The organism is Malaciobacter halophilus (genome assembly GCF_002837275.1).
Lineage (GTDB): Bacteria > Campylobacterota > Campylobacteria > Campylobacterales > Arcobacteraceae > Malaciobacter > Malaciobacter halophilus.
On record NZ_NXIF01000047.1, the window covers coordinates 1 to 19,190 of the forward strand.

16 protein-coding genes are annotated in these 19,190 nt (G+C 25.5%); all 16 read right to left on the bottom strand.

What is annotated here, in order from left to right:
* Positions 1 to 185, bottom strand: a 185-nt coding sequence (locus CP960_RS11600) for a hypothetical protein (protein WP_133121154.1), incomplete at its 3' end; no start/stop codon positions are given.
* 94 nt (positions 186 to 279) lie between these two features.
* Entirely contained in the window at positions 280 to 804 is a 525-nt protein-coding gene (locus CP960_RS11605; protein WP_101185657.1) for an Hcp family type VI secretion system effector, read from the bottom strand.
* A gap of 67 nt (positions 805 to 871) precedes the next feature.
* The gene (locus CP960_RS11610; RefSeq protein WP_101185658.1) at positions 872 to 1,738 is read right to left on the bottom strand and encodes a serine/threonine-protein kinase; all 867 of its coding nucleotides are present in this window, start codon (positions 1,736 to 1,738) and stop codon (positions 872 to 874) included.
* A 3-nt stretch (positions 1,739 to 1,741) separates the two neighbouring features.
* Complete coding sequence (locus CP960_RS11615; protein ID WP_101185659.1) at positions 1,742 to 2,404, bottom strand: PP2C family protein-serine/threonine phosphatase; 663 nt, start codon at positions 2,402 to 2,404, stop codon at positions 1,742 to 1,744.
* Positions 2,404 to 5,883 (bottom strand): type VI secretion system membrane subunit TssM, encoded by a 3,480-nt coding sequence (tssM, locus tag CP960_RS11620; RefSeq protein WP_101185660.1) that lies wholly within the window; start codon positions 5,881 to 5,883, stop codon positions 2,404 to 2,406. Before tssM ends, CP960_RS11615 begins: the two co-directional genes overlap by 1 nt.
* Entirely contained in the window at positions 5,883 to 6,743 is an 861-nt protein-coding gene (icmH, locus tag CP960_RS11625) for a type IVB secretion system protein IcmH/DotU (RefSeq protein ID WP_101185661.1), read from the bottom strand. Before icmH ends, tssM begins: the two co-directional genes overlap by 1 nt.
* A gap of 3 nt (positions 6,744 to 6,746) precedes the next feature.
* Complete coding sequence (tssK, locus tag CP960_RS11630) at positions 6,747 to 8,075, bottom strand: type VI secretion system baseplate subunit TssK (protein ID WP_101185662.1); 1,329 nt, start codon at positions 8,073 to 8,075, stop codon at positions 6,747 to 6,749.
* A 1-nt stretch (position 8,076) separates the two neighbouring features.
* Positions 8,077 to 8,526, bottom strand: a complete 450-nt coding sequence (gene tssJ, locus CP960_RS11635; RefSeq protein WP_101185663.1) for a type VI secretion system lipoprotein TssJ — start codon at positions 8,524 to 8,526, stop codon at positions 8,077 to 8,079.
* A gap of 9 nt (positions 8,527 to 8,535) precedes the next feature.
* Positions 8,536 to 9,732, bottom strand: a complete 1,197-nt coding sequence (gene tagH / locus CP960_RS11640) for a type VI secretion system-associated FHA domain protein TagH (protein WP_101185664.1) — start codon at positions 9,730 to 9,732, stop codon at positions 8,536 to 8,538.
* Positions 9,733 to 9,855: 123 nt separating this feature from the next.
* Positions 9,856 to 12,387 (bottom strand): type VI secretion system ATPase TssH, encoded by a 2,532-nt coding sequence (gene tssH, locus CP960_RS11645; protein WP_101185665.1) that lies wholly within the window; start codon positions 12,385 to 12,387, stop codon positions 9,856 to 9,858.
* On the bottom strand, positions 12,377 to 13,378 hold the full coding sequence (gene tssG / locus CP960_RS11650) for a type VI secretion system baseplate subunit TssG (protein ID WP_101185666.1): 1,002 nt from the start codon (positions 13,376 to 13,378) through the stop codon (positions 12,377 to 12,379). Before tssG ends, tssH begins: the two co-directional genes overlap by 11 nt.
* Positions 13,379 to 13,380: 2 nt before the next feature.
* The gene (gene tssF, locus CP960_RS11655) at positions 13,381 to 15,153 is read right to left on the bottom strand and encodes a type VI secretion system baseplate subunit TssF (RefSeq protein ID WP_101185667.1); all 1,773 of its coding nucleotides are present in this window, start codon (positions 15,151 to 15,153) and stop codon (positions 13,381 to 13,383) included.
* Positions 15,143 to 15,559 carry a type VI secretion system baseplate subunit TssE gene (tssE, locus tag CP960_RS11660; RefSeq protein ID WP_101185668.1) on the bottom strand — a complete coding sequence of 139 codons (417 nt, stop codon included), beginning with the start codon at positions 15,557 to 15,559 and terminating at the stop codon, positions 15,143 to 15,145. Before tssE ends, tssF begins: the two co-directional genes overlap by 11 nt.
* Before the next feature lie 2 nt (positions 15,560 to 15,561).
* Positions 15,562 to 17,040: a type VI secretion system contractile sheath large subunit gene (gene tssC / locus CP960_RS11665; protein WP_101185669.1), complete on the bottom strand. Its 1,479-nt coding sequence runs from the start codon at positions 17,038 to 17,040 to the stop codon at positions 15,562 to 15,564.
* Positions 17,041 to 17,051: 11 nt separating this feature from the next.
* Positions 17,052 to 17,540 (bottom strand): type VI secretion system contractile sheath small subunit, encoded by a 489-nt coding sequence (gene tssB, locus CP960_RS11670; RefSeq protein WP_101185670.1) that lies wholly within the window; start codon positions 17,538 to 17,540, stop codon positions 17,052 to 17,054.
* Positions 17,541 to 17,553: 13 nt separating this feature from the next.
* Positions 17,554 to 18,984, bottom strand: a complete 1,431-nt coding sequence (locus CP960_RS11675; RefSeq protein WP_101185671.1) for a TssA family type VI secretion system protein — start codon at positions 18,982 to 18,984, stop codon at positions 17,554 to 17,556.
* Between the last annotated feature and the right edge of the window lie 206 nt (positions 18,985 to 19,190).

The window sequence follows — 19,190 nt, forward strand, 5'->3', positions numbered from 1 at the left end:
ACAAATACTACTTCAAATTCATATGGACTATTTACTTTACTAATTCCATTTAGTTTATATACACTTAGACTCTCATTTAGTATATCTGGCAGGTCACTTCTATAGTTTAGTAGTTTGATTCTTGATTTTATGGTTTGTTGAACTTCACTTCTTAAAACTTTATTGATTTTTGCTTTTTGAGACATAAAAAAACCTCTTATAATAATTCATTGTAAAAGTAATTAATAAAAAACCTTTACAAAAAATTATATATGGGGAAAACTCCCCACATATATAAAATTATGCGTTTAATGCAACGCCAATTCTCCAATCATCTTCTCCAGAAGTACTTGCAGTTTCATGTCTCCAAGTAATTTTTCTATATGCAAAAGACACTCTTTCTAATGGAGCAACTTGAGTTTTATCAAGCCCTTCTTCATTATCCATAAATGAAGATATATCAACAATTACAGCATCTTCTAACTTAATAGTAAAATAGTGCTCTGGTTTACCAGCATAACTTGTTCTATACCATTTAAGTTCAACTTCTGTTAAAGTTTCACCTTTTGTTAATGCATTATATAAAAGAGGTGAACATTTATCAAAAATTTTTGATATTACTAATGGCTCATGTACTCTTTGACCAGAAGGTTGACCTGATTGAGGGTCTCTTGGAATCTTTATGTCATGAGAAAAACCTTTAATTAATGCTTCATTTTCATGACCTTTTTGGTAAGAGTTACCAACTGATTCTGGTGTAAATGTACCTTCAGTAATTAAACCTTGAGTACTTCCTTTAATTGAAATAAAAATTGGATTGTTCATTCGCTTTCCTTATAAAAATTTAGTGATTAGATTTTAGCAATAAATAATTAAATAAATTATTAAAATATCACTTAAAATATAAAAATTTTACAATTTTATTATAATTGTTACAATATTTTAGTGTTCTATTAGATAAATCAGTAGATAAATTCTTATTAAACCAATTTTTTAGAAAAAAAGGTAATTTATCAAAATTATCTAAAGTTACTTTATTATTTTTGATTTTTGGCAAAGAAGAAGTATATATTTCATATAAAACTGATGCTAATGAAAAAATATCTGAAGTTTTAGAAGGAGTTTTTCCTTCTAAAACTTCAGGGGCACTATAATCAGGATTAAAAGCTTTCACTTTGTTATAATCTAAATGAATAGTTGAATTATTTAATGAAGTAGAAATTCCAAAATCTATAACTGTAATTTTTTCTGTTTTTTCATCTACAATTATATTTGATGGATTTATATCTGCATGTATAATATCTTTAGAGTGAATATACTCTATTGTATTAATTAAAGTTTTAAAAATTCTTCTTTTAAAACTCTTTTGCATATCATAAATAGTAACTTGACTTAATAGTTTTCCTTTTAAATGTTCTAAAACTAAATATGGTATTTTAGTTTTTTTATCTATTCCAAAATCAAAAACTCTTACAATATTTGGATGTGTTAACTCTCTTAAAAAAGTATATTCACTAAAAAGAAGTGTTGCAATATCTTTATTTTTCATTGTTTGTTTATTGGGTATTTTGATTACTAAATTTGAATTTGTATTAAAATGCAAATCATATATATCTTCTACTTTATAAACTTCACATAAGCCACCTTTTGCAAGTTTTTCTTTTATAATATAACGCTTATTAAAAACTTTTTTTATTTCTTCAGTTGAGTTTTGATTTTTAAGTGAACCATCTTTAATTTGTTTTAAAAGTTTATTCATAGTTTATATCCTATTTATAAGAATAGCTGTAATATTATCTTCTGCTGGAGTTTTTAAAATATTTGATATTAAAATATCCATACTTTTTTGTATATCTTTTTGTTTCATTAAATAAGAGATTATTTCTTCTGAAATATAATCATACAAACCATCAGAACAAAGTAAAAACCTATTTATTTCATCTATATAAAAAGAGCTTTTTTCAAGAATAAAACTTTTACTAGGAGCACTAATTGCTGATGTAAGAACCCTCTTTCCTTTATATATTTTTGAGTGATCCTTAGTATGACATTTTAATGTATTTTTATAACTATAACATCTACTATCACCACAATGAAAACATACTGCCCTATTTTCATAAATGTATAAAAGAACTACAGTTGTACCAATAATTGTTTTTGTTGATGTATTATTTGTTCTTTTTTGAAGTAGTTGGTGTGCTTTTAATAATTGGTTTTGTATAAGTTCAACATTATTGATAAAAGAGCTTGTAAGAGTAATATCTTCAAATAAGTCTGTAATAAGATGACTTGCAAAACTACCATCTTTGTGCCCTCCCATTCCATCACATACAATCCACAAAGAATTTTCATCGTCACTGTAAAAAGAGTCTTCATTTACTCTTCTTACATGACCTGGATGCGTAAAATAAACACTTTCAAACATTATAAGCTCTTTGGCAATTTAAATGTTGTTAAATAATTGTATTTAGTAAAAGCTTGGCTAGTTTCTCCTTTTATATAAAAAGAACCTGTATATTTACTATCTTCATATTTAACAATAATCGAATTATTAGAATCTTTTTTTACTTTAAATTTCTCAAAAATCTGAAAAATTGCCCAATCATTATCTAAATATTTACTAACAACTGGTGTTGTTTTTAAATCAAAAAGTTTAAATTTAACAACGCTATTTAAACTATTAGCAGGCCATATAAGCTTTTTATTTTTTATTGGACCATGTTCATAATATATGGTATTATCATTATAAGTTAATTGCATTGTTGCTAAATTTGCACCTAAAACATATGGTCTAATACTAATTACAAAACCTAATGAACCACTATTTCTAAAAAAACTTTTTTTAATTTTAAAAGATTTAATAAGAGCATCTATAAAAGATTTATTAATATTTAAAGAAGCACCATCTAAATTATTGATTTTATAACTATTGTTTAATCTGTTAATCTTAATAAATAGTGATAAATAGTTTTTATAAAAACTGTCAATAACTCCATCTTTTTTGAAAAAGTCATTAAAATCTTCAAGTCGAATATAATCATTTTTTGTATTTGTAACAGGATATTTACCTTCTATTTTTTGTTCATAAAAAAGAAGTAAATCCTCTTTGTATTTTTTATTTAGGTATAGTTTAGCCTCTTTTAAAATATAATACCAATTATTTTGAAGAAGCTGCATATACCATTTTTTAATATGTACAGGTAATGAATTAAAAGATACAACAAAAGGTTCAATTCTTCCTTCAACTCGGTCTTTTACAATTCTAAATGATTCAAAAGTAGGATTAACTGAACTATCCAAAGCTACCATTGTTTTATAAACATCATTTAATTTTTTTGTTCCTGTTTGAAGTAGTTCTAAAGCTTGTTCATTTTTATCTAAAAGTTGATGATATGATTTAAAAAATTCTCTTAAATTTTTAATACTTCTATTATCAATAATAGAGGAATTTTTATTATCAAGAGCGTTTTTCGCAACTGCTCTTCCAATTTGGCCAGGAGCTACTGTTGCAGCAACAGCTCTAGTAACATTTTCATTTGAACCAGCTTTTAATTTTATTTTTTCTTCTGGTGTATAAATATCTGTATTATCCTTTAAAGCAAGGATAATTGAATATATTGGTGAATCAGCTGAACTAAACATAGATAATTGATTATTAAGTTCTGTAAGCCTAGATTTTTTAGGAATATTAAGATTTGATAATGCTTTTAACCAAAACTCTTTATATTCAGAATAATATAAACTTAATATTTTTTTATAACTTTCATCAATTAATGCTTGTGTTAATTCATCTTTCCTTCCTAATACCCAATTGTTTTGTAAAACATCTTTAGTTAATGCTTTTCCTTCTTTCATCATCAAAGCATGACCTTGTTTTGTAAACATTCCTGGAATTTTAAAATCATTTCCTTTAAAGACATCAGGGCTACCAATTAGTGCTTGAGCAAATGTAAAATCTTTTAGATTTAAACTATTAACCTTAGCTTTTAAACTTTTATAACTAAGAGCATCTAATCCAAACTTCATAAGTCTATTTCTTGCAACTTTTAATAAATCATCATTTAAGTTTTGTGGTTGAAAACCTGAACTAATAATATTTTGCCAGTGAAAATTTAGACTATTTTGTAATTTTGGGTAACTTTTGTATAGCTCATTCCATCTTTTAGACATATACAACTGTAAAAACTGTTTATTTATCTTATCTGTTCTTTTTAGCATAACATATGCTTTTGTATTATCCCATGTTAAATCAAAATCATTTAAATCTCTTTTTATTTGAGTTTGAATATCTAATTCAACTCTTTTTAACAATAGTTGCTTTAAGTCATTTAAATATATAGTTTTAATCTTGTCTCTTCTATTATCTGTTTTATAAAAAATTAAATTCCAAAAATTATCAGAAATATTTGTTGTATCTAAACTATTTATCTCCTCTAATTTATTTAAAACAATTGCAATATCTTTAAAACTATCTGTTGAGTAAGTTTTTTCCCTTTGAATTTTATACTTAACATACTCTTTTTCTAAAGTTTTTAAAGTATTATTGTGTGTAATAAAATCATTTACTATAAAAATAGTAGAAAACACTACAATTAAGAAACTTAATGTGTAAGCAATTATCTGATTTCTTTTTAATTTCTTTTTATAATTATCATCCATTTTTAAGATTTCTGATTCAGGGAATACTATATCTTTAAGTATTTTATAAATAAAAAAACCTTTTTTATTTGTATTACTATACTCTAGTTGATCTTCTGAGATTAAAGCATTTTGGTTTTGAGGACAAGAAACACTTGTAAAATACAAGCCTCTTAACATTAAAGGTTGTCTATATCTTGTTTGTGCAAAGCAAATATCTATAAAAAGTGAAGTTTTATCAAAAAGTTGTGAAAAATTATCAGTAAATAAATATATTTTTGAACGATTTTTTTCTTCCCATTCATAATGTAGTTTTGTAAGAATTGGACTACTTAATCTTTTTAATAAATCTTCTAATTTAGGCTTTACAAGACCAGACTCAATCGCTTCATCTTTATCAAAAGTAATACCTAATATCTCTTCTTTTTCATCCTCTTTTAAATCATTAAAATATTCATTAAAACCTTTTATTTGGTCACATTTAGTGACAATTAGATATATAGGAATACTTGACATAAAAGCTTTTGATAATTCATCAAATCTATCTCTTAAATCTTTAGCATATTGTTCTAACTCTTTTTCTGAATAATTTAAAATTTTTTCAACACTTATTGTTAAAATTATACCATTTATTGGTCTTCTCCATCTTTTCTTAACAAAAAGTTCTAAAAATTTTTTCCATACAATTGGGTCTTCTTTATTCTGTTTTAATTGAATATAATTACCAGGAACATCAATAAAAATAGTATGTTCAGCAAAATACCACTGAAATTTTTGACTATTACCCTCTTCTATAACACTTTTATTTTCATAATCTACATTTAAAGGAAAATTTAGTCCTGAAGATTCAATTAAAGTTGTTTTTCCCTCTTTTTCATCACCTAAAACTAAATACCAAGGAAGTTCATATTTAGCATTTCTTTTATTTTTATAAAGAGAAGATTTTTTTATAATTTTAATTGCTTCTTTAAATTTTATTTTTAAATCAGATACTTTTTCATTGATTACCTTTTTAAATTCATTTTCTAACTCTTTTTCTCTTCTTTTCTCTTCTATTACCTCTTTTGTTTCTGGTTTTTTTAATACAATAATTAGTAATATTGTGATTATTGTAGTAAATAATATACTTGAAGAGACCAATAATCTACTAGATAAACTTTGTAAACTTTCAAATAAATAAGGCCATACAAAAATAATAAGAAGTGAAATAATAAATGATATTAGAATTGCCCAAAAGAAAGGGTTTTTTAATATAGGTTTTTTCATTATTTTAATTCCTTATTTGCTGTAAAATTTATTTCATTAATATCTTTTTGTAAAATATTCATAAAGCTATCATTTTGTGAACTTAAGCTAATAGATAAAGATGTATATACTATTGTTATTAAAGCTACAATTGTTGTTATTAATAGTGGATATGATAATTTGTCAAAAAGTCTAAATTTTTGTTTTGAAGGTTCTTGTTTTGTATAAAAAGTTAAAGGTTCTCTACCTTGTACAATCATAATTTGTTTAAATAGACTCTCTTTTATAGTATTAAGTTCCATTTGTCCTTTATTTATGACTCTATATTTACCTTCAAAGCCTAAAGCCAAACATATATACATAAGTTCTAATATATGTATATATTTAGCAGGAGTTTTTAAAAATTTATCAAGAAGATGAAAAAAGTTCTCTCCTCCATATGTTTCATTATGAAAGATACTTAAAAGACTGTTATTTGCCCAATCGTGTTGTTTACCAAAATGTGTAGAGTTAACAATTTCATCAATAAAAGTACATAAAATATATCTTGTAACTAAAATCTCTGTTTCTACAACTTCTAACTCTTGTGCTTTTTCGTTAAAGTGATTAATTTTATTTACAAACTCTTCTCTTACTTTATCAATATCTAAATATTGTTCTGAGTCATCTAAACTATAAATATAGTTAAATATAGGAATAGAAGCACTAATAAATGGATTGAAACTTATTTCAAAATCACTTATATTAAAACTTCTATTTCTTTTAAAATAACTAGCCTGTCTTTTTAACTTTGTATAAGTTTTTTCTACATCTGTTGAAGTATAATTTGTAATATACCCATTATTATCATCTGCTGTAACTAAAATAGTTTTATTACTCATATACTACTCTTTTATTGCCCATAATGCATATGAGATATTTTCAATTTGTGTAGATAAATGAAAAGCAAACCCAGCAGATTTAGCTAACTCTTTTTTATTTTCATTAGTTAATTCAATTTTAAAATATAGATGATTTGTTTTGTATGGTATCTCTTTTGGCGCAGTTGTTAAAGATTTTAATTTAAACCCAACAAGATGAAAATTTACTAGGTTTTTAATAGTTTCAATAGTACCAATTTTAAGACCTGTAGTTAACACTTCTTTTAATTTATCTGTTGAAATATCTGCACTAACTGCAAAAATAAATGTAGAGTTATCTAGAATTTTTTTATCTTTTAAAGGAACTATATGTATTCCATACTTTTTAGCTTCAATATTTAAAGAGATACTATTTTGTTCTAATACCATACTAAGCATATCTTTTAATTTAAAAAATAGATTTGAAAAACAAATATATTGTTCATAATGATTATATTTGATAATATCTGTATCTCTTCTATTTTTATTCATAAAAACTGCTAATTCTGAACTAAAAGATGTCAATTCTAAAAATACTTCATCAGGATGAATCTTATCTTGAGATATAAAATAATCAATTCTTGAGTGAACTCTATTAAGTAGTTGTAGCATTAAATAATGCCCTAACTCTGTTGATTGTAAAGTCGAATCACTTATTTTTTCTGCAAGTTTTTCAGCTCTATAATTTAACATACTAGATAACTCTTTTATTTTAAAAACTAAAGCTTCACAAGAGTTTAAATGTAAATATGTTGGTTCAAAAGTTTCATCAAGTGTAATTACTTGTGCAGCACTAACATTTCCAATTTTTGCGACTTTTAATTTAATTAATCCTTGATTAATATCCTCTTCAAATTGCAATGAAAAATTTTGTTTTGCTACAATCAAATCACTAGAACTATTCTCTCCTGCATTAATATTAGGAATCTCTTTTAGTAGTTTAGATTTATACCTTGTTAATAAACTCTCTTGTTCTTCAAAGTGAACTTCATCACTATTTTCAATATATAAAGGAAGTGTTAAATATACAAACTTACCTACATCTGAAGCTTGAACTTCAATGATTAAGTCACTTTCATCTTGAGAAGATAACTCAAATAAAGTTCCATCAGGCAAAATACCACTTGCATTTTTTATCAAAAGTTTCCCTGTATTTAAAAGAGTATCATCTATATTAAGATTAAAAAATCCCCAATTATTTGCTCTACTTTGTATAGTTCTTGTTCTAAGTTCAAAACTATAATGTCTATCATTTTGTTGAAAATGTTGAGGTCTTATAAAAAGTCCCTCTTTCCATACTATTTTATTTTCCATATTAATCTACTCTTTCTATTTTAAAATTTTCTACTTTTAATTCTATATAGTTATACTCGTCTTTTTCTAGATTAATAACATATTTCCAATTTTTGTTATTTCCAAGTTTTCTAAAGTTTCCAATTACTCCTAAAAAATTAGCTTTTTCATCAAAAGCAATTTTGTAAATTTGTTCTTGCCTTGGAACTATTACTTGTTTTGATTGCGAGATTAAATCATCTCCTAATTTTCTACCTGACTTTTCCAAAAGAGTCCAATAATCATATTTTATAAATCTTTCTGCTGATTTTAATTCATAAAAAGTAAGCATTAAAGGTGATGAAATATCATCTAAGTCTTGATTTAAGTCTTTTGATGAAGTTACAACTAACTCTAAGTGTGTAGGTTTAGTAGAACAACCATTAAAAAGTAAAAATATTGCAGATATTAATATAAATATTTGAGCTTTCATTATTTTCCTTTATAGTGATGTGAGTTTTATTGTGTATAAAATATTTTTATACTCATTTTTAAAATCATCCATAATCATCTCTTGACCATGTTTTGGATTTTTGTCAATTTTATTAAACATTTTAGAGTAACAACTCCATAATTGATGTTTTTTAGGTAATAAACTGTTTAAATCTCCATTATTTTCAAAATAGTACTCTAAATTCTTAGGAGAGAATTTTGATGCAGTAAGATTTATAAGGTTTTTACTTGTTCTATGTAAAGCTACATGGTGAGTATCTAACTCTTTAAAAGATTTTTTTACAGCATCCGATAAGCTTAAATTTTCAGTATCATTAATATCTACTAAATTTAAGGCTAAAAGTCCCATTTTAATAGGATTTTTTACTTTTATATTATCCTGAATATCTAAATCTTTTGTAACTTTTTCTTTTATTAATAAAGAGTTTTTTAGTCCCTCTAAAGAGTTTTTAACAATATTTGAAATCTCTTCTAATACATTTTCTCTTTCTTCTTTTGATAAAGAGTCAAACTCAATTCCTAAGTTTTTACCCAAAATTTGAAGTTCATCTTCAACTTTTGCAATTTCATTATTAAAAGTTTGGCCGTTGCTTTTTTTTACATAAGTATCAACATCTATATGGTCATCTAATACATCTTTACTTATTTTAGTCTCTTCTTCATATATAGCTTGAACAATAGTAGAAGAGTTTGAAGTATTTGGCTGTTGTTCATCTTCAAAAATATCCAAAACACTATTTGAGTTAATGTTATTAGGTGTATCATCCTCAAAAATCATAGAATTACTCATAATATCTTCATCAAGTAAAAAATCATCTGGAATTAGTTGATTAGTATTTAATTTATCATTCTCTTGTGAGTATTCAATATTTATAAATCTTGCTTGAAGTTCGTACTCTCCAACAATAAAAATGTCTGAATCATTTATTTTTAATGGTTCATTTTTAGGTAATTTTGTAAATGGATCTTTTAAAAATGTACCATTTGTACTTGTATCTTCTATAAAGTATTGATTATTTTGAAAATGAATTGAAAAATGATTACTAGAAATAATATTTTTTGAGTCAATTAATCTATTTTCAATATCCTCTGCTCTTCCAACAACTCCATTTATCTCATCAAATTGGAAATTTCTTTTTAAAAGCTTTTCTTGTGGATGCTTAACTATATCAAGTATCAATTTCATTTTAAATCCTCAATTTCCGGCTTAGCTTGATATAAAGGTTTATAAGTTTCATGAAAACTTGCACATCCAGAGAATAACACTATTAAGAGAATAAAAGTTAAGTTTCTAATCATTGTTTCTCCTTTAATTTATTTTTATTTCATCATCTTCTAGGAATAAAGATATTTTTTTTAATTTTTTCTTATTAATAGATGCATCTAATAGATATTTTGATAATTTAGGCATAATTTTTGTATTAATTATTAAATCAATATTTCTAGCTCCAGTATCAATACTATTTGATAACTGCACAATATATTCAATAAGTTTTTCATCAATATCTAATTCAATATCTTTTTTTTTTAATTGTTTTTTAGTTGTTTCAAACTTTTGCTGAGTAATCTTTTTTAAAGCCTCATTATCAAGATTAAAATAAGGAATAACATTCATTCTTCCTAATAATGCAGGTTTTAAATATTCACTTAATGTAGGAGTTATTATTGAACATAGCTCCTCTAAACATATATCTTTTTTATTTACTTGACAATAATTTGTAATCTCTTTTGTAGCTAAGTTTGAAGTCATTATAATTGTTGTATTTTTGAAGTCTATTACTCTTCCTTCCCCATCATTTACTTCACCTTTATCAAAAATCTGATAAAAGAGATTAAGAATATCAGGATGAGCTTTTTCAATCTCATCTAATAATACAACAGAGTATGGTTTTACTCTAACAGGGTCAGTTAACTGTCCTCCATCACCATATCCTACATATCCAGGAGGTGAACCAATTAGTCTTGAAACTGTATGTTTTTCTTGAAACTCTGTCATATTTATAGTAGTAATAAATCTTTCTCCACCATACATTAATTTTGCAATTGCTTTTGCTGTCTCTGTTTTCCCTACTCCACTTGGTCCTACTAATAAAAAAACACCCGTAGGCGAGTCTTCTTTTTTTAATCCTGAAATAGAGATTTGCAAAAATCTATTTAAATATGAGATTGCTTGATTTTGACCAATAACACTCTTTTTAATCTTATTTTCAAGTTCAACAACTGTTTTGATTTGTTCTTCAACCATATTTCCCAAAGGAATTCCTGTCCATGAAGAGATAACTTTTGCAACTTGTTCTTTATTAACAGTATTAAAAATATACATATTCTCTTTTTGTAAATTTTTAAGTTTGGTTTTTAGTTTACTTTTTTCTTTTTTATCTTCACAGTTTTTTATTTGATTAAGTAACTCTTTTTGTTCTTCCCAAGCTGTTTTTATACTATTTTGTTCTTCTTGTAATTGCTTAATTTCATCTTTTAATATTTTTATATCTGTTTTATAACTTTTTATTCTATTGTCATCATCTCTTTTTAAAAACTCTAACTCTCTTTGTTTCTCTAAAATTTTTGTTTTAATTCTTTGTAACTCAAAAGGTATATTTGATTGACTTATTTTTACATTTGCACAAGCAGTATCTAAAACATCAATTGCTTTATCTGGCAATTGTCTTCCTGTTATATATCTAGCAGAAAGTATTGATGCAGCTTTTAATGCATCATCTTCAATATATACATTATGAACGTCTTCATATTTAGTTGCAATACCTCTTAAAATAGTAGTTGCTTCATCGACTGTTGGTTCTAACAAATTTATTTTTTGAAATCTTCTTGATAAGGCTGGATCTTTTTCAAAATACTTTCTATATTCAAGCCAAGTTGTTGCAGCAACTGTTTTTAATTCTCCTCTTGCTAATGCAGGTTTAAGTAAATTTGCAGCGTCAGAACCACCCTCATTCCCACCTGCTCCAATAAGAGTATGGGCTTCATCAATAAATAAAATAATAAATTCATTACTAGTTTTTAACTGATTAATTACAGCTTGTAATCTTCTTTCAAATTCACCTTTAACACTTGCCCCTGCTTGTAAAGCTCCAACATCTAAAGATAGAATCTTTGCTTCTTGTAATTGTATAGGTACCTCTTTGTGTACAATTTTTAAAGCTAACCCTTCAACAACAGCTGTTTTACCAACACCAGCTTCTCCTACTAAAATAGGATTATTCTTTCTTCTTCTTAATAAAATATCAATTGCTTGTTTTATTTCATCATCTCGACATAAAACAGGATCAATTTTACCTTCTCTTGCAAGTTGCGTTAAATCTGTTGTATATTTTTCTGCTTCATTTTGTTGTTTTTTAGAACTTTTAATATTTTGCTTTGAAGCTTTTTCATTTAAACCTTTAATTAAATCAGTTAACTGTTTTATATCAATATTTTCCAATAACTTAAAATATTTTGTATTTGAATATTTTATACTATTTTCAAAAAGTGACAAAATCAATGAAGACTCTGTTATCTCATCTTGATTTAATACTAGTTTTGAGTAAGAGTATGCATCTTCAAGCCAACTTACTAATATTGTTGAAAAAATTGGACTATTTGATTCACTAGTACTTATTTTTACCTCTTTTTGAATAATTTTCAAAAGCTCTTCACTATCTATTTTATATTGTTCTAACATCAAAGAGAAAATACTATTTTCATCTTCAATTAGTATATAAAGTACATCTTCTACTAATATTTCACTACCACCTCTTAAAATACATCTTTGAGCTGAGTTCTGTATATATTTTTTTGTTTTTGTATCCAAATTATTAATTAAGTTTTTTAATTCAAGTTTCATTACTCTCCTTTTGTGCTATTACTATCTTTTCATCATAAAACTCTTGTCCAATCCAACTATTTATACCTAGATATTGAGTCTTTGAACTATTCAATTGTAAACAATTTTTTTGTTCTTTTTTAACTTCAAAACAGACTTCATTTTTAAGAGGTTCATCTAAAGTAAATGCAATTAAATCTCTTAATTCTTTCATCTTTTTACCTAAAATACTATATTGTATAAGTTGTTCATTACTTACATCTTTTAAAAGAATTTGAAATTTTGCATTTCTACTTTTTATTGTTTCTCCTATTAAAAAGTCACTATTTAAACTACAATTTAACGCTCCTAAGGAGTTGTTTTGCCATGAAGGAATATTATAAGTATCTTCTATACACTCAATTATGTGCAAATCATTGTGGTTTAAATAGTGTCTTAAAATAGCTTTTAAAGTACCAGCTGATTTATGCTTCATACATAAAATTCCTATATAAGGAATAAGTTTTCTTAAATTTAAAGAACTATTATTTTGCATTCTATTTGAATATAGACCTAAAAATGAAAAAATATATTTAGAAAATTTATCTTGTAAATCATTTTGATATTGAATATAGTATCTGTGCTTTTGCCAAATTGGATAAACAAACTTTTGTAAATGATGGTTAAATAGATTTAAAAAGTCATGTAAAACATAATCAGAATCTATACTTTCAAGTACCATTTCACTATAATGAGAAGGTAAAGGAGAAGAGCTTCCAAAAATCCCAAGAAAATTTAATGTAATTTCAACTTTTATCTCTTCACCTTTATTAAAAAAGTGTACTTTAGATATTTCAGATTTTTGAAAAGATAAACTTGGATTAGATTTAAATTGAATACAATCATAAACCTCTTGACTTGTTTTATTTATATAAAACTCTTTTAAATAACCACTAACTACTCTAATTATTTGTGGTAATGAATATTTAGTTATATTCTCATTTAAACTACTATTAATTTGTTCTAATGTCATATCTATACCAAAGTCTTCGAACCAATTTTTACAGGCCATTGAAAGTAGTCTTCATTATCCATATCAACACTTAACCTATGAAATGAGTTTAAATTACTATATAAAGCAAAAAATTCATTTAACACACAACAAAAAATATAAGCTTCTCCTACACTTGAAAAATTTAAAGGATTGACTTTTAACTTTATATGAGTTCCTCTTAAAGGCATACCTCTGTGAATCATTTCACAATTTTCATAAGAGATACTTTCTATACCTTTTAGTTGCATTATCGTCTTCTCTTTTTGTTTTCTATCAAAAGCTCCATAAAAATCATATGTTTCTAAAATAGTTCTTAAAGAACTAATATCTTCTAAAGATAGATAATTTAAAGACATATTTGAAATCACTCTCCATAAAAAATCTCCTGAAATTGGAGGAGGATAACTTTGTGTTGGTATAGAGATATTTTCAAACTGTACATTTGCACTTTTAGATAAAGGATTTGCAGTATTAATCTCTTTTAATAAAAGTTTAGAAGGTAGATTTTTATTTGTACAAAGAATTTTAACAGATATTGTTGCATTACTTTTTAAAATATCTTCTTCTAAGCCTTTAGAGTTTGAAAATCTAAGATATGTATTGGTTTGAGACTCATCTGTTGATAATTTTACCCTAGAAGAGTAGTATTCAGAGTTTGTAAGGTTATGTTCAAAAGCCTCAAAAGGAACAAAATCTTCATAAACTCCTTTTTTTGCTACCCATCCTCTAACATTTTGTATTGAAAATACTTCACTATGATTTTTATCTAAATTTGAAGGTACAACTAAATACTCTTCATCAAAACTTGTTTTTCTAATTGGAACAGAATCTGTCTCAAAAAGATTAACTATAGGTGTAGCATATAAAAAGAAATTGCTAGTACTTGGTGTTTCTGATTGTTTTATTTTTTTAGAAAAGTTTATTTTTATTGTAAAGTTTCTACTCTTCTCTAAAATATCATTAGATATAGACTCTATTTTTGAAAGATTTTTTATGTCAATAAATAAGAATTTATCTTTAAAACAAAAATACTCTTGAAGTAAAATATATCCGTCAAAAACATTTAAAGAATAAGGCATAAGATTTTCATCTTTACTAAACCCTACTCTTTTAATTGAGTTTTTATCTATTTGTACTGATGTAAGCTCTTTTTCATCATCAGAATTAATAATTAACTCTATTTTTTCTACATAATTTGTTAAAAACAAATATAAATCTTGAGCAATAAATTTAGAACCACCTAAGTGTAATCTTAAATCTTTAAAAACTAAATCTTGTAAAGTTCCTGTTGTTGACATTTGAAAAAATAACTCTAATTCACTTTTTTTACTATACGTAAAATAGTTAACTTTTTGTAAATCAAAAGGCATAACAGTAAGTTCATAAGCAGTTCTAAATCTACATTGAGTGTTGTTTATGCTTTTACTTAATACTTCTGTATTTTTATGTACAGTTATATTTTCTGTTGAATCTTTTATTGACTCGTATTTTATGATTGAGTATGAAGGAATTGGTCGAATGTAGTTGGGCCAAAGTAATTGGACTAAGGTATGTGAAACTTCAGGTAATTCATAATCTAATTGCTGTTTTAATCTTCCTGTTAAAAATGAAAAACCTTCAAGAAGTCTTTCAACATCAGGGTCTTGTCCCTCTTTTGAAAGATAAGTGGATAATCCAGGATTATTTTTAGAAAACTCAGCTCCTTCATTTCTAAGTGAACTTAGTTCTGTTTTATAATAGTCATTAAAATTCATCTTTATAAATCTTTACCTTTCCATTTTTAAGTAAATTTGCTCTATAACTTACTTTTTTACTTTTACCATTGACTACTAAATATCCTTGTATTAATATTGTCATCTCATTAAAACTAAGATTTTCTCTTGAAATACCTACTTTTGTTTTATATAGTCTAGGTTCAAACTTTTTTATACTCTGTTCTGAACTTTTTTCAATAAGTTCAATTGAATCATTCATACTAAGATTGATATTATTTAAATCAATTTTTCCATATTCATGGGAAATCTCTGCACTACCTGCATTTGTAGAGAAGATTCTTGAAAGGTTATTTGCAATAGATGCATATAAAGCTTCCTCTTTTGATTCAAACTGTGTTTCATCAAAACTAGATGATAACCTTTCAAATAAACTTCCCTTATACATTTTTACTCTTTATCTAATTTTCCAACAAGTGATAATTCAAAACTTGCACCCATATATTTAAAATGTGGTCTTAAAGAGATTTGAACTTTATACCATCCTGGATCATCTGCAACATCTTCAACATCAATTGCAATATCTTTAAATGGTCTTTTACTTCTTATTTCAGCACTTGGATTTTCTTGATTAGCAACATACTGTTTTGCCCATTTATTAAGCTCTCTTTCTAAATCAGCTCTTTCTCTCCATGCCCCAATATATTCTCTTTGTAGTACTTTAATATAGTGTGACATTCTTGTAATTGCAAATAAGTAAGGTAGTTGTGTTCCTAATTTATAATTTAATTGTGCAGCATTTCCTTCAGGAGTATTAGCAAATAGTTTTGGCTCTTGTGCTGAACTTGCTGCAAAGAATGCTGCTGTGTTACTACCTTTTCTCATAATTAAAGGAATAAACCCTTGTTCAGATAATTCATACTCTCTTCTATCTGAAACTAAAACCTCAGTAGGAATTTTCATTTCTATATCTCCCATACTTTCAAAAGTATGTACAGGTAAATCTCTTACTTCACCACCAGATTTTGGTCCAATAATATTTGTACACCATCTATAACTTGCAAAACTATCAGTTAATTTACTAGCAAATGCATAAACTGTATTTCCCCATAAGTAATCTTCATGGCTTTTTGATACATCTTCTTTATAAACAAAGTTTGATATTGGATTATCTTCTGGGTCATATGGTGGTCTAAGTAAAAATCTTGGAAGAGTAAGACCTACATATCTTGAATCTTCATTTTTTCTAAAACCTTTCCATGCTGCAAATTGAGGAGAAGTCATAACATCTTCAATATCTTTTAAATCTGGTAAGCCTTCAAAGCTATCTAAACCAAAAAATTTAGGTCCAGCAGAAGAGATAAAAGGAGCATGACTCATTGCTGCAATTGAAGCAACTTTATTTAAAAATTTAATATCCATATTTGAAGGAGAAAGTTCATAATCAGCAATAATTGTACCAACAGGTTCTCCACCAAATTGTCCATATCCTGCTGTATATACATGTTTATAAAGACCTGATTTTGTAATATCTAAACTCTCTTCAAAATCTTCTATTAAATCCTCTTTTGAAACGTTTATAAACTCCATTAAAATATTTTGTCTAAAGTCAGTTCTTTCAACTAACATATATAGACCTTTCCATTTAGATTCTAATGATTGGAAATCTTTATGATGTAAAATTTCATCCATTTGAGCAGATATTTTTTCATCAATCTCAGCAATCATCTTATCAATAATAGCTTTATTAACTTTTTCTTCTTCATTATCTGATTTTATTAGCTCTTCAACTAATGCTCCAACTCCAGTTTTTACAACTGAATAGCTATCATCACTTTGATTAATACTTGTTTGAGCGACAATACTATCTAATAAACTAAGCTGTTCTAAATCTGCTACATTACTATCTAAAACTTGTTCTGTTGACATATATACTCCTTTTACTCTTTTACACCAAGATTTAATTCATTCATTAACTTATCTCTTTCTTCTTTGTTTGATATAGCATCTTCAATTGCTTTTCTAAAAGCAGGAACATTTCCTAATGGCCCTTTTAATGCCATAAGAGATTGTCTTAATTGCATTAGAACTTTAAGTTCAGGGATGTTTTCAACAATTTTTTCTGGTGAAAAGTCCTTTATACTATTGATATTTAAATCAACATTTAAAGAAGAGTCTTCTTCATTTGTTAATTTATTATCTACATTAAATGAAACTGATAAATTTTGTGCTTTTAATACATCATTAAAATTATTCTTATCAATTTTTATTGCTTTTCTCTCTTCTACTGGCTTTTTCTCTTCGTTTGGATTATATTCTCCTAATAATGTAACTTTAAAAGGAATCTCAATCTCTTCAGTCAAATCTCCTGTTGCAGGTTTATAAGTGACATTAATTCTCTCTTTTGGTGATTCTGATTGTTTATTCATCTATTCTCCTATTTTAAATATTTATTTTAAGCGCACTGTTTATATCAATCTGACATAAGCTTGAGTAGTACTTTTCTATCTTTTCAGGTTCAACTTGTACACTATTAAATGAGCTTAAAAATAGCGTATATACTTCTGATACAAGTTTTTTATCCCAATTTATTAAATTAAACTTTTCGATATAAGTTTCAAGTTCATCAAATAGTGCTAAAGCCATACTCTCTTTATTGTTTTCTACTGCCAATTCCATTTGTTTTAATCTATAAAAAAATCTATCTTTTATAGTTTCTGATGTACTATATTTACTTTGTATTTGCTCCATTGCCTCCTTAAAACTCAAAGTTTCATCAAATTCAAAACTATTATTTGATGTAGTAGTATTTATTTTTGATTGAGTTAACTCTTCTTCTATCCATTTTCTAGTTTTTGAAGATGCAAAATTTGAATTATCTTTAAATTTAAGAGTTAGTATCCCTTCGTTTGTTTTTATAAATGATAAAAGAGTATTTTTTACCTCTATTGCTCTGTTTTTATTATTTGAAGCGTTAAATATATTATATAAATAAAAATGTCCATCAAACCAAAAAGGACAAACTTCTATAATCTCTTCAATTAATAAAACAGCTTCATCATATTGTTTGTTGTTATATAACTCTTTTACTTCATCAAGTTCTAACTCCAAAGGAGGATTAAGTTGAGTTACACCTTTTTCATTTAAGGGAATCCCATCTGTTTCTAGCCAAGATAAAAATCTATTAATTCTAAGTGCTTTTAAGTCTGAAATATCATTTTTTCTATAATAAAGAGCAAGCTTTGATGCATCTTGCTTTAATTGTCTTAGAAAAGATACTGCTTTTACTGAATCTAACTCATCTTCATTTAATTTCTTTTCTTCAACTTTTTCTTGCTCTTCTTCTTTTTTTTCTTGTTCTTCAACTCTTTTTTTTAAATGATTAATAATCTTTTTAAAATAAAACTCTTCTGTATTTAAAAAAGTATTTAATGTGGTATTTAGACTATTGAATAACTCAAAAAATATTTTACTATTTATGAATTCAAAGGCTTTATCTTGTTCTATTTCTTTAGATAAAGTCTCTTCAAACCAGAAAATAATATTTTGTTTTGCTTTGTTAGATTTAGGATATAAATTTTCGTTAAACTGTTCTAGAAATTTTAGATAATTTATTAAGTTTTGTTCCAAACCTAAAAAAGAGTTTTTCTTCCAGCAAGAATAAATCCACCAAGTTGCAATTTTTAAATCTTTACTTTTATTTATTAAAAAATCATGAGTACTATTAAGAACAAACTCCCAGTCTGTTGAGCCATCAAATGTTGCACTATGGCTTTTATCAATCTCTTGTTCAATAGATAAAAATGAATCATCATATTTAAAATCTTTTCCTACAATTGAATCATCAATTGGTTGTAATATTAAAGCACTCAAATTTAAAATACCTCTATAATTTTTGTATAGTTAAACTGTTAAATTGCAAATTTTTTCAAAATTGTAACTAGAAGATTTTTAATTTTAGTTAAATGAATAAGTTATTTTATTATTTAATTATATATTTTTATATTATTTATATTTTAATTTTTATATACTTTTTAATAAGAAGTCATATAATTGAAGGGTTTTAAATAAATTAAAAA

Excerpts from the sequence above, each read along its gene's own strand:
- CP960_RS11605 (WP_101185657.1), bottom strand. The coding sequence starts at position 804 with ATGAACAATCCAATTTTTATTTCAATTAAAGGAAGTACTCAAGGTTTA.
- tssC (WP_101185669.1), bottom strand. The coding sequence starts at position 17,040 with ATGTCAACAGAACAAGTTTTAGATAGTAATGTAGCAGATTTAGAACAG.
- icmH (WP_101185661.1), bottom strand. The coding sequence starts at position 6,743 with ATGAGTAATAAAACTATTTTAGTTACAGCAGATGATAATAATGGGTAT.
- tssG (WP_101185666.1), bottom strand. The coding sequence starts at position 13,378 with ATGACATTAGAACAAATTAATAGTAGTTTAAATGAGAATATAACTAAA.
- tssM (WP_101185660.1), bottom strand. The coding sequence starts at position 5,883 with ATGAAAAAACCTATATTAAAAAACCCTTTCTTTTGGGCAATTCTAATA.
- CP960_RS11615 (WP_101185659.1), bottom strand. The coding sequence starts at position 2,404 with ATGTTTGAAAGTGTTTATTTTACGCATCCAGGTCATGTAAGAAGAGTA.
- tssB (WP_101185670.1), bottom strand. The coding sequence starts at position 17,540 with ATGAATAAACAATCAGAATCACCAAAAGAGAGAATTAATGTCACTTAT.
- tssH (WP_101185665.1), bottom strand. The coding sequence starts at position 12,387 with ATGAAACTTGAATTAAAAAACTTAATTAATAATTTGGATACAAAAACA.
- tssE (WP_101185668.1), bottom strand. The coding sequence starts at position 15,559 with ATGTATAAGGGAAGTTTATTTGAAAGGTTATCATCTAGTTTTGATGAA.
- CP960_RS11610 (WP_101185658.1), bottom strand. The coding sequence starts at position 1,738 with ATGAATAAACTTTTAAAACAAATTAAAGATGGTTCACTTAAAAATCAA.
- tagH (WP_101185664.1), bottom strand. The coding sequence starts at position 9,732 with ATGAAATTGATACTTGATATAGTTAAGCATCCACAAGAAAAGCTTTTA.
- tssF (WP_101185667.1), bottom strand. The coding sequence starts at position 15,153 with ATGAATTTTAATGACTATTATAAAACAGAACTAAGTTCACTTAGAAAT.
- tssJ (WP_101185663.1), bottom strand. The coding sequence starts at position 8,526 with ATGAAAGCTCAAATATTTATATTAATATCTGCAATATTTTTACTTTTT.
- tssK (WP_101185662.1), bottom strand. The coding sequence starts at position 8,075 with ATGGAAAATAAAATAGTATGGAAAGAGGGACTTTTTATAAGACCTCAA.